Annotated in this window: 12 protein-coding genes; 10 read left to right on the top strand and 2 right to left on the bottom strand. The window is 67.8% G+C overall.

The genetic code is table 11. The features are described from left to right. Nucleotides 1–123: 123 nt before the first annotated feature. Both Q0P88_RS06055 and Q0P88_RS06050 read right to left on the bottom strand, forming a co-directional pair. On the bottom strand, nucleotides 124–1,491 hold the full coding sequence (locus Q0P88_RS06055) for an aspartate aminotransferase family protein (RefSeq protein WP_295012130.1): 1,368 nt from the start codon (nucleotides 1,489–1,491) through the stop codon (nucleotides 124–126). A gap of 87 nt (nucleotides 1,492–1,578) precedes the next feature. Beyond that, nucleotides 1,579–2,790 carry an MFS transporter gene (locus Q0P88_RS06050; RefSeq protein ID WP_295012128.1) on the bottom strand — a complete coding sequence of 404 codons (1,212 nt, stop codon included), beginning with the start codon at nucleotides 2,788–2,790 and terminating at the stop codon, nucleotides 1,579–1,581. Nucleotides 2,791–3,197: 407 nt separating this feature from the next. Between Q0P88_RS06050 and nrdH the strand changes: the two genes are divergently transcribed. From nrdH to Q0P88_RS06000, 10 genes are all read left to right on the top strand, one after another. Then, the gene (nrdH, locus tag Q0P88_RS06045) at nucleotides 3,198–3,431 is read left to right on the top strand and encodes a glutaredoxin-like protein NrdH (RefSeq protein ID WP_045251249.1); all 234 of its coding nucleotides are present in this window, start codon (nucleotides 3,198–3,200) and stop codon (nucleotides 3,429–3,431) included. Between the two features lie 55 nt (nucleotides 3,432–3,486). Then, nucleotides 3,487–3,948 carry a class Ib ribonucleoside-diphosphate reductase assembly flavoprotein NrdI gene (gene nrdI / locus Q0P88_RS06040; protein WP_295012125.1) on the top strand — a complete coding sequence of 154 codons (462 nt, stop codon included), beginning with the start codon at nucleotides 3,487–3,489 and terminating at the stop codon, nucleotides 3,946–3,948. Nucleotides 3,949–3,989: 41 nt separating this feature from the next. Next, a complete protein-coding gene (gene nrdE / locus Q0P88_RS06035) occupies nucleotides 3,990–6,089 on the top strand; it encodes a class 1b ribonucleoside-diphosphate reductase subunit alpha (RefSeq protein WP_295012233.1) in 2,100 nt (699 codons plus the stop codon). A 52-nt stretch (nucleotides 6,090–6,141) separates the two neighbouring features. After that, the gene (gene nrdF, locus Q0P88_RS06030) at nucleotides 6,142–7,119 is read left to right on the top strand and encodes a class 1b ribonucleoside-diphosphate reductase subunit beta (RefSeq protein ID WP_295012123.1); all 978 of its coding nucleotides are present in this window, start codon (nucleotides 6,142–6,144) and stop codon (nucleotides 7,117–7,119) included. A 295-nt stretch (nucleotides 7,120–7,414) separates the two neighbouring features. Beyond that, nucleotides 7,415–8,266: a pyruvate, water dikinase regulatory protein gene (locus Q0P88_RS06025; RefSeq protein ID WP_295012121.1), complete on the top strand. Its 852-nt coding sequence runs from the start codon at nucleotides 7,415–7,417 to the stop codon at nucleotides 8,264–8,266. An 11-nt stretch (nucleotides 8,267–8,277) separates the two neighbouring features. Continuing rightward, nucleotides 8,278–10,656, top strand: coding sequence for a phosphoenolpyruvate synthase (gene ppsA / locus Q0P88_RS06020; RefSeq protein WP_295012119.1), 2,379 nt, complete (start codon nucleotides 8,278–8,280; stop codon nucleotides 10,654–10,656). Between the two features lie 123 nt (nucleotides 10,657–10,779). Continuing rightward, nucleotides 10,780–11,250 (top strand): peptide-methionine (R)-S-oxide reductase MsrB, encoded by a 471-nt coding sequence (gene msrB, locus Q0P88_RS06015; RefSeq protein WP_295012117.1) that lies wholly within the window; start codon nucleotides 10,780–10,782, stop codon nucleotides 11,248–11,250. After that, nucleotides 11,247–11,789, top strand: coding sequence for a peptide-methionine (S)-S-oxide reductase MsrA (gene msrA / locus Q0P88_RS06010; protein WP_295012115.1), 543 nt, complete (start codon nucleotides 11,247–11,249; stop codon nucleotides 11,787–11,789). Before msrB ends, msrA begins: the two co-directional genes overlap by 4 nt. Before the next feature lie 100 nt (nucleotides 11,790–11,889). After that, nucleotides 11,890–12,261: a CHY zinc finger protein gene (locus Q0P88_RS06005; RefSeq protein ID WP_295012113.1), complete on the top strand. Its 372-nt coding sequence runs from the start codon at nucleotides 11,890–11,892 to the stop codon at nucleotides 12,259–12,261. A 106-nt stretch (nucleotides 12,262–12,367) separates the two neighbouring features. Then, entirely contained in the window at nucleotides 12,368–14,461 is a 2,094-nt protein-coding gene (locus Q0P88_RS06000) for a bifunctional lysylphosphatidylglycerol flippase/synthetase MprF (protein ID WP_295012111.1), read from the top strand. The last annotated feature ends 1 nt before the right edge of the window (nucleotide 14,462 follow it).

The following is a 14,462-nucleotide window of genomic DNA, read 5'->3' as shown; positions in this document are numbered from 1 at the left end:
AGCGCCTGAGGCGCGAGGCGCTTCGTGCGCGTTTGCCTCCCCTCAGCGTCTTCGCCCCCCTGGGCGACGCCTACACGGGGAGGGGAAGACGCTCAGGGGAGGGGAAGACGGAGGAACCGGAAGCTAGAGGACGGACTCCGCCTCTTTCAGCACACCGCGCAGGATCCCGGCGATCTCGCGGAATTCGGCGGGACCGATCGTGAGCGGCGGGGCGAGCTGGATGACGGGATCGCCCCGGTCGTCGGCACGGCAGTACAGCCCCGCGTCAAAGAGCGCACGGGAGAGGAATCCGCGCAGCAGCCGTTCCGACTCGTCGTCGTCGAAGGTCTCCCGCGTCGTCTTGTCCTTCACGAGCTCGATCCCGAAGAAGTAGCCGTCGCCGCGCACATCGCCGACGAGCGGCAGGTCGAGCAGCGTCTCGAGCTCCGCGCGGAACAGCGGGGAGTTCTCGCGCACCCGTTCGTTGAGCTTCTCCTCCTCGAAGATGTCGAGGTTCTCCAGCGCGACGGCGGCGGAGACCGGGTGGCCGCCGAACGTGTAGCCGTGCGGGAAGGAGGTGTCCCCGTGCGAGAACGGCTCGTAGATCCGATCGCTGACGATCGCCGCGCCGAGCGGGGAGTACCCGCTCGTGATGCCCTTGGCGCACGTGATGATGTCGGGCGTGTAGCCGTAGGACGTGCACGCGAACATGTTGCCGATGCGGCCGAACGCGCAGATGACCTCGTCGCTCACGAGCAGCACGTCGTACCGGTCGCAGATCTCGCGCACGCGCTGGAAGTATCCGGGAGGAGGCGGGAAGCAGCCGCCGGAGTTCTGCACCGGCTCGAGGAACACGGCCGCGACCGTGTCGGGACCCTCGAACTGGATCATCTCCTCGATCCGGTCCGCCGCCCAGACCCCGAACGCCTCGGGGTCGGTCGGGGCGCCCATCTCCGCGGCGCGGTAGATGTTCGTGTTCGGCACCCGGAAGCCGCCGGGCGTGACGGGCTCGAACATCGATTTCATCGCCGGGATGCCGGTGATCGCGAGGGCGCCCTGCGTTGTGCCGTGGTAGGCGATCGAGCGCGAGATGACCTTGTGCTTGGTGGGCTTGCCCTGCAGCTTCCAGAACTGCTTCGCCAGTTTGAACGCGGTCTCGACCGCCTCCCCGCCGCCGGACGTGAAGAAGACGTGGTTCAGATCACCGGGCGCATAGCCGGCGAGCCGGTCCGCGAGCTCGATCGCGGCCGGATGCGCGTAGGACCAGAGCGGGAAGAAGGCCAACTGGGACGCCTGCTTCGCGGCGGCCTCGGCGAGGCGGGTGCGGCCGTGGCCCGCATTGACCACGAAGAGCCCGGCGAGCCCGTCGATGTACTGCTTGCCCGTGTCGTCCCAGATGTGGTGTCCTTCACCCCGGACGATGATCGGCACGCCCCCGTGGTCCATCGTCGACTGGCGGGTGAAATGCATCCAGAGGTGATCGTGTGCTTTTCGTTGCAGATCGGCGCTCATGTCCCGATCTTGTCACTCGTTTCGAGAAATGACAACAGTATCCGAAGGTGAGTATCGCTCGATTCTGCGGATTCCGAGGTCAGGGCCTCAGGGGAGCGTGACGGCCTCGGTATCGGGGATCGGCGCTGCGTCGCGGCCCCGGAGATCCGGGAGGGCGCGCACGAAGACCGACGAGACGAGGAGCGCGACGGCGGCGAACAGGGTGGCGGCGAGGTAGGCGCCGACGGGGCTGCCCGTGCCGTCGATGAGGAAGCCGGCGATCGCCGACCCCGCAGCGGCGCCGATGAGCTGCCCGGTGCCCGCCCAGCCGAACGCCTCGGCGGTCTCGGAGAACTTGACGCTCGCCGAGGTGATCGCGAAGAGCACCGCGAGCGCGGGCGCGATTCCCACGCCCGCCGCCAGGAGCGTGCCGCCGAGCCAGAAGACGTTGAGCGAGACCATGGTCAGGGCGAGTCCGACCGTGACGATCGCGAGGCGGCGCGCGAGCGCCCACGGCCCGATCGGCACCCGGCCCGAGGCGAGGCCGCCCACGAGACTGCCGAGCGAGAACACCGCGAGCACGAGTCCCGACTCCAAGCCGCCCTCCTCGAACGTGCGCACGACGCCGACCTCGACCGCGGAGCACGCGCCGATGAGCAGAAAGCCGATGACCGTCGCGAGCAGCACGGGCGGCTTGAGCACGACCGCGCCGAAGCCGCGCCGGCTGCGCGGGATCCGCACGCGGCCGACCTCGGGGGAGAGGATGAACCACGCCCCACCCGCGACGAGCACCGTGACCACGAGGAGCAGCCCAGGGACCGTGCCGACCTGCGTGGAGACGATCGTGATGGCCACCGGCGCCACGATCCAGATGACCTCCTGCAGGGAGGCGTCCAGGGAGAAGAGCGGCGTGAGCTGGGAGGAGTTCACGAGTTTCGGGTAGATGGTGCGGACGGCGGACTGCACCGGCGGTGTGGACAGGCCCGCGAGCAGCCCCAGCGCCATGTAGCCGGGGAGGGGAAGGGGGAGCAGCGCGAGTCCGAGGAAGGAGAGCACGCACACGGCGAGCGTCAGGGCGAGCACGCGCCGCATGCCCCAGCGCCCCATCCAGCGGCTCGTGATTGGGCCGGCGATCGCCTGACCCACCGAGCTCGCGGCGAGGACGAGTCCTGCCTGTCCGTACGAGCCCGTGATGTGCTCGACGTGCAGCAGGATCGCGAGGCTCGACATGCCGTTCGGGAATCGTGCCGTCAGCTGAGCGGCGATGATGCGCCCCACTCCCGGGGTGCGCAGGAGCTCCTTGTATCCCGATCCGGCCACGGATCCACGTTAGCGGTCGGCGCGGCTCCGGCGGGGGGCGGGCCGCCGCCTGCGGCTTCGCGATCGGTGAGCCGGCGCGACACGCCGACGACGCGCCGAAGGCCCCGATCCACACCCTGGGGAATGTCGGAGGCGGCTCTTAAGGTGCCTTCTGTGGATGGATCCGGATCGGCCGGGCCCGCCCCGCGGGAATCCGCGGATCGGGAAGTCCGAGAGCCCTCGAGGCGTTGTGGATAAGAGGGTGGAGAACCTGTGTCCAACCGGTGGAGAGCGGTGGAAAACTACACGGATGTAACTACTACCCCTTGTGGTCCACCCGAATGTCCGTCCCTATATGTAGTATTGAACTCCCGGCAGGGCCCCCTGTCCGAGAGCCGGGTTCTGAGGGGAAAGAAGAGGCGAATCGCATGTCCATCACGGTCTACACCAAGCCCTCCTGCGTGCAGTGCAATGCGACCTATCGCGCGCTCGACGCGAAGGGCATCGAGTACGAGGTGCACGACGTCTCCGAGGACGCCGCGGCGCTCGAGCACGTGAAGTCGCTCGGCTACCTGCAGGCTCCCGTCGTCGTCACCGACGAGGACCACTGGTCGGGCTTCCGTCCCGACAAGATCGACGAGCTCGCCGCTCGCCTGGCCTGAGCCGGCGGTCCCGCCGGTCGACACCGTCAAGGTCCGGTTCCCGAGGAGCGATCCCATGAGCGCCACCACCGCGACTTCCGCGCCGCTGCTGGTCTTCTTCTCGAGCGTCTCGGGCAACACAGCACGGTTCGTCGACAAGCTGGGCCTTCCGGCGCGAAGGATCCCCCTGCACGGTGCGGACGGGCCGCTCGTCGTCGACGAGCCGTTCGTCCTCGTCACGCCGACCTACGGCGGGGGACAGGGGCGCGGCGTCGAGAAGGGCGCCGTGCCGAAGCAGGTCATCCGGTTCCTCAACGACGAGCGCAACCGGCGTCACATCCGCGGGGTCATCTCCGCAGGCAACACCAACTTCGGCGACGCCTTCTGCGCCGCCGGGGACATCATCAGCCGCAAGTGCCACGTGCCGCACTTGTACCGGCTCGAGATCTACGGCACACAGGACGACGTCGATCGGGTGACCGACGGATTGGAACGATGGTGGGAATCGCAGTCGAGCATGCAGAGCATGGCGCAGTGAAGGACGAGGCGGCGTTCAAGATCAACGCGGCGTACGAGGGGATGGACTACCACGCCCTCAACGCGATGCTGAACCTGTACGACGCGAACGGCAAGATCCAGTTCGACGCCGACAAGCGTGCGGCCAGGGAGTACTTCCTGCAGCACGTCAACCAGAACACGGTGTTCTTCCACTCGCTCAAGGAGCGGCTCGACTACCTGGTGGAGAAGGAGTACTACGAGGGCGCCGTGCTCGAGAAGTACTCGTTCGACTTCATCCAGAAGCTCAACGATCTCGCCTACGCGAAGAAGTTCCGCTTCGAGACCTTCCTGGGCGCGTTCAAGTACTACACGAGCTACACGCTGAAGACCTTCGACGGCAAGCGCTACCTCGAGCGCTTCGAGGATCGCGTCGTGATGACCGCGCTCGGCCTCGCCGACGGCGACCAGCGCCTCGCTGAGCAGCTCGTGGACGAGATCATCTCCGGCCGCTTCCAGCCCGCGACCCCCACCTTCCTCAACACGGGCAAGGCGCAGCGCGGCGAGCTCGTCAGCTGCTTCCTGCTGCGCATCGAGGACAACATGGAGTCGATCGCCCGCGGCATCAACTCCGCCCTGCAGCTGTCCAAGCGCGGCGGCGGCGTGGCCCTGCTGCTCTCGAACATCCGCGAAGCGGGCGCGCCGATCAAGCAGATCGAGAACCAGTCCTCGGGCATCATCCCCGTCATGAAGCTCCTCGAAGACAGCTTCTCGTACGCCAACCAGCTCGGCGCGCGCCAGGGCGCCGGTGCGGTGTACCTGAACGCGCACCACCCCGACATCATGCGCTTCCTCGACACCAAGCGCGAGAACGCCGACGAGAAGATCCGCATCAAGACGCTGTCGCTCGGCGTCGTGATCCCCGACATCACCTTCGAGCTCGCCCGCAACGGCGAGGACATGTACCTGTTCTCGCCCTACGACGTCGAGAAGGTCTACGGCGTGCCGTTCGGTGACATCTCCGTCACCGAGAAGTACCGCGAGATGGTCGACGACGCGCGGATCAAGAAGACCAAGATCAACGCGCGCGAGTTCTTCCAGACCCTCGCGGAGATCCAGTTCGAGTCGGGCTACCCGTACATCATGTTCGAGGACACGGTGAACAAGGCCAATCCGATCAAGGGCCGGATCAACATGTCCAACCTCTGCAGCGAGATCCTGCAGGTCAACACGCCGACGACCTACAACGAGGACCTCTCGTACGCCGAGATCGGCAAGGACATCTCCTGCAACCTCGGGTCGATGAACATCGCGCTCGCGATGGACGCCGACGACCTGGGCACCACGGTCGAGACCGCCATCCGCGCGCTCACCGCGGTCAGCAACCAGAGCCACATCGGCTCGGTCCGCTCGATCGAGGACGGCAACGACCGCTCCCACGCGATCGGCCTCGGGCAGATGAACCTGCACGGGTACCTCGCCCGCGAGCGGGTGTTCTACGGCTCCGAAGAGGGGCTGGACTTCACGAACATCTACTTCTACACGGTGCTGTTCCACGCCCTGCGCGCCTCCAACCTGCTCGCGATCGAGCGCGGCACGGCCTTCGACGGCTTCGCGGACTCGACGTACGCGTCGGGGGAGTTCTTCGACAAGTACATCGAGCGTCCCTGGGTCCCGGAGACGGAGAAGGTCGCCGAGCTCTTCGCGGGCAAGCACATCCCCACGCAGCAGGACTGGATCGAGCTCAAGGAGTCCATCCAGCAGCACGGCATCTACAACCAGAACCTGCAGGCCGTGCCTCCGACCGGATCCATCTCCTACATCAACAACTCGACGAGCTCGATCCACCCGATCGCGTCCAAGATCGAGATCCGCAAGGAGGGCAAGCTCGGTCGCGTGTACTACCCGGCGCCGTTCATGACGAACGACAACCTGGAGTACTACCAGGACGCGTACGAGATCGGCTACGAGAAGGTCATCGACACGTACGCCGCCGCCACCCAGCACGTGGACCAGGGCCTGTCGCTGACGCTGTTCTTCAAGGACACCGCGTCGACCCGCGACATCAACAAGGCGCAGATCTACGCCTGGCGCAAGGGGATCAAGACGATCTACTACATCCGTCTCCGTCAGCTCGCCCTCGAGGGCACCGACATGACCGAGTGCGTCAGCTGCATGCTGTGATCCGCTGCGTTTCGTCTCGCTTCGCTCGCTCAAGGACCGAAATAGGTAAGAAATGACCCCCGAACCGCTCAAGCTGGTCGACCGCGTGCAGGCGATCAACTGGAACAAGATCCAGGACGATAAGGACCTCGAGGTCTGGAACCGGCTGGTGAACAACTTCTGGCTGCCCGAGAAGGTGCCGCTGTCGAACGACATCCAGTCGTGGAACACGCTCACCCCGGAGGAGCAGACCCTCACGATGCGCGTCTTCACGGGCCTCACGCTCCTGGACACCATCCAGGGGACCGTCGGCGCCGTCTCGCTGATCCCCGATGCGATCACCCCGCACGAGGAGGCCGTCTACACGAACATCGCGTTCATGGAGTCGGTCCACGCGAAGAGCTACTCGTCGATCTTCTCGACGCTGTGCTCGACCAAGGAGATCGACGAGGCGTTCCGCTGGTCCGTGGAGAATCCCAACCTTCAGAAGAAGGCGCAGATCGTCATGGACTACTACCGGGGCGACGAGCCGCTCAAGCGCAAGGTCGCATCGACCCTGCTGGAGAGCTTCCTGTTCTACTCGGGCTTCTACCTGCCCATGCACTGGTCCAGCCGCGCGAAGCTCACCAACACGGCCGACCTCATCCGCCTCATCATCCGCGACGAGGCCGTGCACGGCTACTACATCGGCTACAAGTTCCAGCGGGGCCTCGAGACGCTCGACCAGGCGAAGAAGGACGAGCTGAAGGACTACACGTTCTCGCTGCTCTACGAGCTCTACGACAACGAGATCCAGTACACGCAGGACCTCTACGACGGCGTCGGGCTCACCGAGGACGTCAAGCGCTTCCTGCACTACAACGCCAACAAGGCCCTGATGAACCTGGGCTACGAGGCGATGTTCCCCGCCGCGGTCACGAACGTGAACCCGGCGATCCTCTCCGCCCTGTCGCCGAACGCCGACGAGAACCACGACTTCTTCTCGGGATCCGGCTCGTCGTACGTCATCGGCAAGGCCGTCGCCACCGAGGACGAGGACTGGGACTTCTGAGCTCCACCTGTGGCGGCGTCACACTGGGTGACGCCGTCACAGGTGACATCGGTGCACGTCACAGGGCGCGGCGCTGATCCGGGTCGATGACCGAGGACGCCATGAACAGTGACGTGCGGGGTCGGCGTCTCCCGAGGTGAGCGGCGGATCTTCTGCGACCGAGTGCGCCTTTCGGGGGATCAACGATCACTTCACTCTGCGTAAAAGTCGCTGGTTTTTACCCAGGCCATCTACCAAACGATCAAACGTTCTTTCCTAGCATGGAGGTGCATCCAGAGATAGGAAGGGCGGACAAATGGCGGATCGGGCGCAGCGCGAGTCGCAGGGGCCGCGTGAGGGCGTCATCCGCGATGCGTACTTCGTCTCGGACAGCACGGGCATCACCGCGGAGACCCTGGGCAACGCCCTCCTGGCGAACTTCCCCGCTCTGACGTTCCGCCGGCACACCCTGCCCTTCGTCCAGTCCCCGCCCGAGGCCGCGAGGGTGGTCGCCGAGATCCGCGACCGGCGGCGGGGGGCGGACGCTCCGATCATCTTCACGACGGTGAAGTCCCCGCAGATTCGCGAGATCCTCGACGATGCCGACGGGGTGATCGTCGATCTGCTCGGCGGCCATCTCCGGGAGCTGGAGACCAGCCTCGGCAGCACCGCATCGGTGCGCGCGGGGGAGTTCCACGGCGTCGGCGACATGGAGCGCTACTTCGCCCGCATGCGTGCCGTCGAGTACGCGATCGAGCACGACGACGGCCAGAGCATGCGGGCCCTCGACATCGCCGACGTGATCATCATCGCGCCGTCGCGCTGCGGAAAGACGCCGACCACGATGTACCTCGCGCTGCAGTACGGGCTGCTCGTGGCCAACTATCCGCTCACGGACGACGACTTCCCGGCGGACGGCCTTCCGCGGCCGGTCGCCCCCTACGCCGAACGGTGCTTCGGCCTCACGACGACACCGCTGCGATTGAGCCAGGTGCGGCATGAGCGCCGTCCCGACAGCACGTACTCGAGTCTCGCCCAGTGCACGCTCGAGATCCGGCGGGCGGAGGACCTCTACCGCCGCAACCGCGTCCCCTTCCTCAACTCCTCGACGAAGTCCGTCGAGGAGATGTCGGCCGTGATCATGCAATCCATGCGACTGCGCAGCTAGGAGCCCCCCACATGACGAACATCCTCTGGTTCACCGAGCTCGGAATGGACGACCTCGCCCAGGTCGGCGGCAAGAACGCCTCCTTGGGCGAGATGGTCTCCCACCTCTCCGACGCCGGCGTCAGCGTGCCCGGCGGCTTCGCGACCACGGCGGACGCCTACCGGGCGTTCCTCGCGGCGGACGGCCTGTACGACAGGATCCGCGCCGCGGTCGAGGCGCTCGACGTCGACGACGTCGCCGAGCTCGCCCGGGTGGGCGCGACCGTGCGCGAATGGATCGAGCGCCAGCCGCTTCCCTCGGACGTCGAGCGCGACGTGCGCGAGGCGTACGCATCGCTGGTCGCGGCGGATCCCCAGCCCGAGTCCGTGTCCTGGGCGGTCCGCTCCAGCGCCACCGCCGAGGATCTCCCCGATGCGTCGTTCGCCGGCCAGCAGGAGACGTTCCTCAACATCAGCGGCATCGACAACGTCCTGGACGCGATCCGCCGGGTCTTCGCCTCGCTCTACAACGACCGCGCGATCGCCTACCGCGTGCATCACGGGTTCGACCATCACGACGTCGCGCTGTCCGCCGGCGTGCAGCGGATGGTGCGCTCCGACGTCGGCGCCTCCGGCGTGCTCTTCACGGTCGACACCGAGTCGGGCTTCGACCGCGCCGTGTTCGTCACCAGCTCCTACGGACTCGGGGAGGCCGTGGTGCAGGGTGCGGTGAACCCGGACGAGTTCTACGCGTACAAGCCAGCGCTGCGGGCCGGGCGTCCCGCGATCCTCAAGCGATCGGTGGGGGAGAAGGCCGTGAAGATGGTCTACGCGGACGCGAACCAGGTGGGTGCCAGCACCGTGTTCACCGACGTCGACCCCGCAGAACGCGCGCGTTTCAGCATCACGGACGCCGAGGTCGAAGAACTGGGCCGTCAGGCGCTCGTCATCGAGGAGCACTACGGGCGTCCGATGGACATCGAGTGGGGCAAGGACGGGGTCGACGGGAAGCTCTACATCCTGCAGGCCCGCCCGGAGACCGTGGTCTCCCGCGCCGACGGGAACGTCATCCGTCGGTTCGTCCTGAACGGCGACGGGGAGACGGTGGCCGTCGGCCGCGCGATCGGACAGAAGATCGGCGCCGGGTCGGTCCGCGTGCTGACGTCGCTGGATCAGATGGACGCGTTCGAGGTCGGAGACGTGCTCGTCGCCGACATGACCGATCCCGATTGGGAGCCGATCATGAAGCGGGCGTCCGCGATCGTCACGAACCGCGGAGGACGCACCTGTCACGCCGCGATCATCGCGCGGGAACTCGGGATCCCCGCCGTCGTCGGCACGGGGGATGCCACGAGCGTGCTGCGCGACGGTCAGGAGGTCACCGTGTCGTGCGCCGAAGGGGACAACGGCTACGTCTACGAGGGGCTGCTCGACTTCGAGGAGGTCGTCACCCGCCTCGACGAGATGCCGCCGAGCCCCGCGAAGATCATGCTCAACGTCGGCACGCCGGATCAGGCGTTCGCGTTCTCGAAGCTGCCGAACAAGGGCGTGGGCCTGGCCCGTCTGGAGTTCGTGATCAACCGGCAGATCGGGATCCACCCTCGGGCGCTCCTCGACCACGACTCTCTGCCCGCGGACCTGAAGACCGTGATCGACGAGCGGATCGCCGCCTACGGATCGCCGCGCGAGTACTTCGTCCGCCGTGTCGCAGAGGGGGTCTCGATGCTCGCCGCCGCGTTCGCTCCCGAGCCCGTGATCGTGCGGCTGAGCGATTTCAAGTCGAATGAGTACGCGAACCTCATCGGCGGAGAGATCTACGAACCGCACGAGGAGAACCCGATGCTCGGCTACCGGGGCGCATCGCGGTACATCTCGCCGGACTTCCGCGAGTGCTTCGACATGGAGTGCGAGGCGCTGCGCTACGTGCGGGACGAGATGGGGCTCACCAACGTCGAGATCATGGTTCCCTTCGTCCGTACCCTGGGCGAGGCCGCTGCGGTCACCGAGTTGCTCGCGGAGAACGGGCTGCGACGCGGGGAGAACGGGCTGCGCGTCATCATGATGTGCGAGCTGCCCTCGAACGCCGTGCTCGCCGACGACTTCCTCGAGTACTTCGACGGGTTCTCGATCGGCTCGAACGACATGACCCAGCTCACGCTCGGCCTCGACCGCGACTCGGAGCTCGTCGCCTCGACGTTCGACGAGCGCGATCCCGCGGTCCTGAGGATGCTCACGATGGCGATCGACGCCTGTCGCAGGGCCGGGAAGTACGTCGGGATCTGCGGGCAGGGGCCGAGCGATCACCCCGATCTCGCGGAATGGCTGGTAGGTCAGGGCATCGAGTCGATGTCGCTGAACCCGGACACGGTCGTGGAAACCTGGCTCAGGCTCTCGACGCCGGCGCGGGTCTGAGCGGGGCGGCCTCGGGCGCGACGCCAGACTCACAGCCGGCTCCCAGCCCCACGGGACCAAATCCCGGCCCTCCACGGTTCTTCTCTATGACGCTGCAGCCAGCCGCGTCAGAAAAGGAGAATCATGTCGCACGACTACGCCAAGACGCCCGAGGCGGTGGACGCCCTCACGCGCGCTCAGTACGAGGTGACGCAGCGCGACGGCACGGAGCCCGCGTTCCACAACGCCTACTGGGACAATCACGACGAGGGCATCTACGTCGACGTCGTCTCGGGTCAGCCTCTGTTCTCGTCGACCGACAAGTTCGACAGCGGCACGGGATGGCCGAGCTTCACGAGGCCGATCGACGCGGACGCCGTCACCACGCGCACCGACCGCACGCTGTGGATGACGCGCACCGAGGCCCGCTCCTCCGGGGCGGACAGCCACCTCGGGCACGTCTTCGACGACGGTCCCGCCTCCGGCGGCGGGCAGCGCTACTGCATGAACTCCGCGGCTCTCCGCTTCATCCCGGCCTCCCGCCTGGAGGAGGAGGGCTACGGTCGATACAGCGCCCTTTTCACCCACGACACCACCGCCGAGGAGCAGTCATGACCGACATCGGAACCATCACCCGCACGCCGGGAACCGAGACCGCGGTGCTCGCGGGCGGCTGTTTCTGGGGCGTGGAGGACCTGATCCGCCGCCAGCCGGGGGTGCTCGACACGCGCGTCGGCTACACCGGCGGATCGAACGACCACGCCACGTACCGGAACCACCCCGGTCATGCGGAGGCGGTCGAGATCGTCTTCGATCCCACGAAGACCACCTACCGCGACATCCTGGCGTTCTTCTTCCAGATCCACGACCCGTCGACCCTGAACCGTCAGGGCAACGACATCGGGTCGAGTTACCGCTCGGCGATCTTCCCGCTCTCGCCGGAGCAGGAGCGCGTCGCGCGCGACACGATCGCCGACGTCGACGCCTCCGGCCTGTGGCCCGGACCCGCCGTGACCACGATCGAGCCCGAGGGTCCGTTCTGGGAGGCGGAGCCCGAGCACCAGGACTACCTGGTGCGCTACCCCGACGGCTACACCTGCCACTTCCCGCGCGCGGGATGGGTGCTTCCGCATCGGGACGACGCCACGGTCTGACGAATCACGGTCTGACGAATCACGGTCTGACGCACGAGAGGGCGGCCCGGTCGGAGACGGCCGGGCCGCCTCTCGGCGTCGCCGCCGTAGGGTGGACGACATGCCCGATCAGACCGCCCTGCGCGATGCGGCGCCGTCGGATCCGCGCCGCACGATGCGGGGGCGCCCCGTCGACGCGCAGACCCGCTGCGTGCACTACCGCACCGCGCTCGACATCGTCGCGATCCGCTTCGCCTGCTGCGGCGAGTACTACCCGTGTCACGCCTGTCACGAGGAGACGGCCGACCACCCGGCGCGGACCTGGCCGGCCGATCGCCGGGACGCCACGGCCATCCTGTGCGGTGCGTGCGGGGCGGAGCTGTCGATCGCCGCGTACCTCGCGGTCACGGCCTGTCCTCGGTGCGGAACGGGGTTCAACCCGCGCTGCGCCCTGCACGCGGACCTGTACTTCGCGCCGCAGCCGCGCTCCTGAGGTCCGTTCCTCGAAACCGAACCGGTCCGTGGCGACGACGTCGGCGGATCCGCGAACCCGCGAGCCTCGTCGCACGCGCGCCGCGGCGCGCTCCTAGACTGTCGCCGTGAGCGGAGACGAGGCGCCGACGGCGCGACGGTGGTGGACGATCCTGAGGCGGCTGCCCTTCACGCTGGCGCTGCTCGTCGCGATCCTCCTCGTCGCCGTGCTGACCGGCTCCCTCGTGACGCCGGCGTCCGCGCAGCCGTGGTTCCCGTTCGTCGCGACGGGCCTTCCCGCGCTCGGCGCCGGGCACTGGTGGACGCCGCTCAGCTCGCCGTTCGTGCTCGACTCGCCCCTGCGCTATGCGGTGGGCCTGCCGCTCGCGCTCCTCGCGATCGGATGGGGCGAATGGCGCATCGGCACCCGGCGGGCGGCCCTCGTGTTCGGCGCCGGGCACCTGTTCGGCGTGCTCGGGGCGGCGGGGCTGCTCGCGGCCCTGCGGCCCATCGGCTGGGAATGGGTCGCGCATCTGGCGAGCAGGACGGATGCAGGCCCCGCGGTCGGCGCTCTGGCGCTGCTCGTGTTCGCCATCGCCACACTGCGCGCGCCGTGGCGGCTGCGCGCCCGCCTCGCCGTGGGCACCACGGTCGCCCTGCTCTTCCTCTATCTCGGCCGCCTCGCCGACGTCGAGCACGTTCTCGTGGTGACTGCGGCGCTCCTGCTCACCGGGTTCCTTCCGGCGTACCGGCACCGGGCAGGGCGCCCCAGCGAGCGCGAGTGGCGGCTCATCGGATTCGTCGGCCTGCTCGTGCTCGGTGCGGTGGAGCTGATCGATCTGCTCGTCCCCTACGACGGGCCGCTCGGGAAGCACACGCCCGGTGCGTTCTCGTTCCTGGACGTCGCGACGGACGTGATCGTGATCGCGCTCTTCTCCGACGGGATCCGCCGCGGCTACCGTTTCGCCTGGATCATCGTGCAGGCGTGGGGATGGCTGAACGTGCTCTTCGGCCTGTTCGTCATCGCGATCGTCCCCGTGGTCGTCGCCCTCGGTGCGACCGACGTGCAGGCGGATCTCGGCCAGGTCTTCGTGCCGACCCTGCTCTGGCTCGCCGTGCTGGTGTTCCTCATCCTGGGCCGCGGATCCTTCCGCGTCCCGATGCGGCGCTCCCGTCGCGTTCTCCGGGGGACGTCGCTGGACCGCGCCGAGACGGTGCGGCGGCTTCAGGCCGTCGGCGGCGGCACGATCAGCTGGATGACGACCTGGCCGGCGAATCGGCGACTCGCGGCGGAGGACGGATTCGTCGCGTACCAGGCGCACAACGGGGTCGCGATCATGCTGGGCGACCCGGTGGTTCCGCAGGCGCGCATGGGACAGGCCATCGAGCGCTTCGTCTCCGAGACGCAGCAGGTCGGCCTGATCCCGTGCGTGTTCTCGGCAGGGGCGGCCGCCGCGGCGGCACGCCCGGAGGGGTGGCGTGCGCTCGTCGTCGCGCAGGACACCCTCGTGGACCTTCCCGATCTCGCGTTCACGGGCAAGAAGTGGAACTCGGTGCGCACCTCGCTCAACCGCGCGGAGCGGGAGGGGATCCGGTTCCGGCTCGTGCGTCTCTCCGAAGAGCCGTGGCGGGTGCTCGCGCAGGTGCGCGCGATCTCGGAGCAGTGGGCGGGGGACAAGGGCCTTCCGGAGATGCGCTTCACGCTCGGAACCGTCGACGACGCCCTGGCGCCCGAGGTGCTCACCGGCATCGCCGAAGACGAGGACGGCAATCTGCACGGCGTGACGTCCTGGCTCCCGGTGTACGCGGGGGAGGGGCGGATCCGCGGGTGGACGCTCGATCTCATGCGTCGCCGCGACGACGGATTCCCGATGGTGATGGAGTTCCTCATCGCGGCCAGCGCCCGCCGGTTCGCGGAGGACGGCTACGAGTTCGTCTCGCTCTCCGGCGCACCCCTGGTCCGCCCCGAGAGCGGGCAGGACGGTCCGGTGGAACAGGTGCTCGACCGGGTCGCGGAGGCGATCGAGCCCCTCTACGGTTTCGCGACGCTGCACCGCTTCAAGCAGAAGTTCAGCCCGCGTTCTGAGCCGCTCTCGCTGCTCTATCGGGACGAGGGCGATCTTCCGCGGATCGGCCTCGCGATGACCGGCGCCTATCTGCCGGACGCGACGCTCCGGGATCTGCTGCGCTCGGCCTCGGCGGTGCAGGAACGCCGGCGCTGAC

It is taken from the genome of uncultured Microbacterium sp. (genome assembly GCF_945952435.1).
Taxonomy (GTDB): domain Bacteria; phylum Actinomycetota; class Actinomycetes; order Actinomycetales; family Microbacteriaceae; genus Microbacterium.
Note: the sequence above shows the minus strand (reverse complement) of the source record. Positions and strands in the feature narration are given on the sequence as shown.

What these genes read in the sequence shown, in the direction of transcription:
- Q0P88_RS06055 (WP_295012130.1), bottom strand. Translation starts at nt 1,491, where the DNA reads ATGAGCGCCGATCTGCAACGAAAAGCACACGATCACCTCTGGATGCAT.
- nrdH (WP_045251249.1), top strand. Translation starts at nt 3,198, where the DNA reads ATGTCCATCACGGTCTACACCAAGCCCTCCTGCGTGCAGTGCAATGCG.
- nrdI (WP_295012125.1), top strand. Translation starts at nt 3,487, where the DNA reads ATGAGCGCCACCACCGCGACTTCCGCGCCGCTGCTGGTCTTCTTCTCG.
- nrdE (WP_295012233.1), top strand. Translation starts at nt 3,990, where the DNA reads ATGGACTACCACGCCCTCAACGCGATGCTGAACCTGTACGACGCGAAC.
- nrdF (WP_295012123.1), top strand. Translation starts at nt 6,142, where the DNA reads ATGACCCCCGAACCGCTCAAGCTGGTCGACCGCGTGCAGGCGATCAAC.
- Q0P88_RS06025 (WP_295012121.1), top strand. Translation starts at nt 7,415, where the DNA reads ATGGCGGATCGGGCGCAGCGCGAGTCGCAGGGGCCGCGTGAGGGCGTC.
- ppsA (WP_295012119.1), top strand. Translation starts at nt 8,278, where the DNA reads ATGACGAACATCCTCTGGTTCACCGAGCTCGGAATGGACGACCTCGCC.
- msrB (WP_295012117.1), top strand. Translation starts at nt 10,780, where the DNA reads ATGTCGCACGACTACGCCAAGACGCCCGAGGCGGTGGACGCCCTCACG.
- msrA (WP_295012115.1), top strand. Translation starts at nt 11,247, where the DNA reads ATGACCGACATCGGAACCATCACCCGCACGCCGGGAACCGAGACCGCG.
- Q0P88_RS06005 (WP_295012113.1), top strand. Translation starts at nt 11,890, where the DNA reads ATGCCCGATCAGACCGCCCTGCGCGATGCGGCGCCGTCGGATCCGCGC.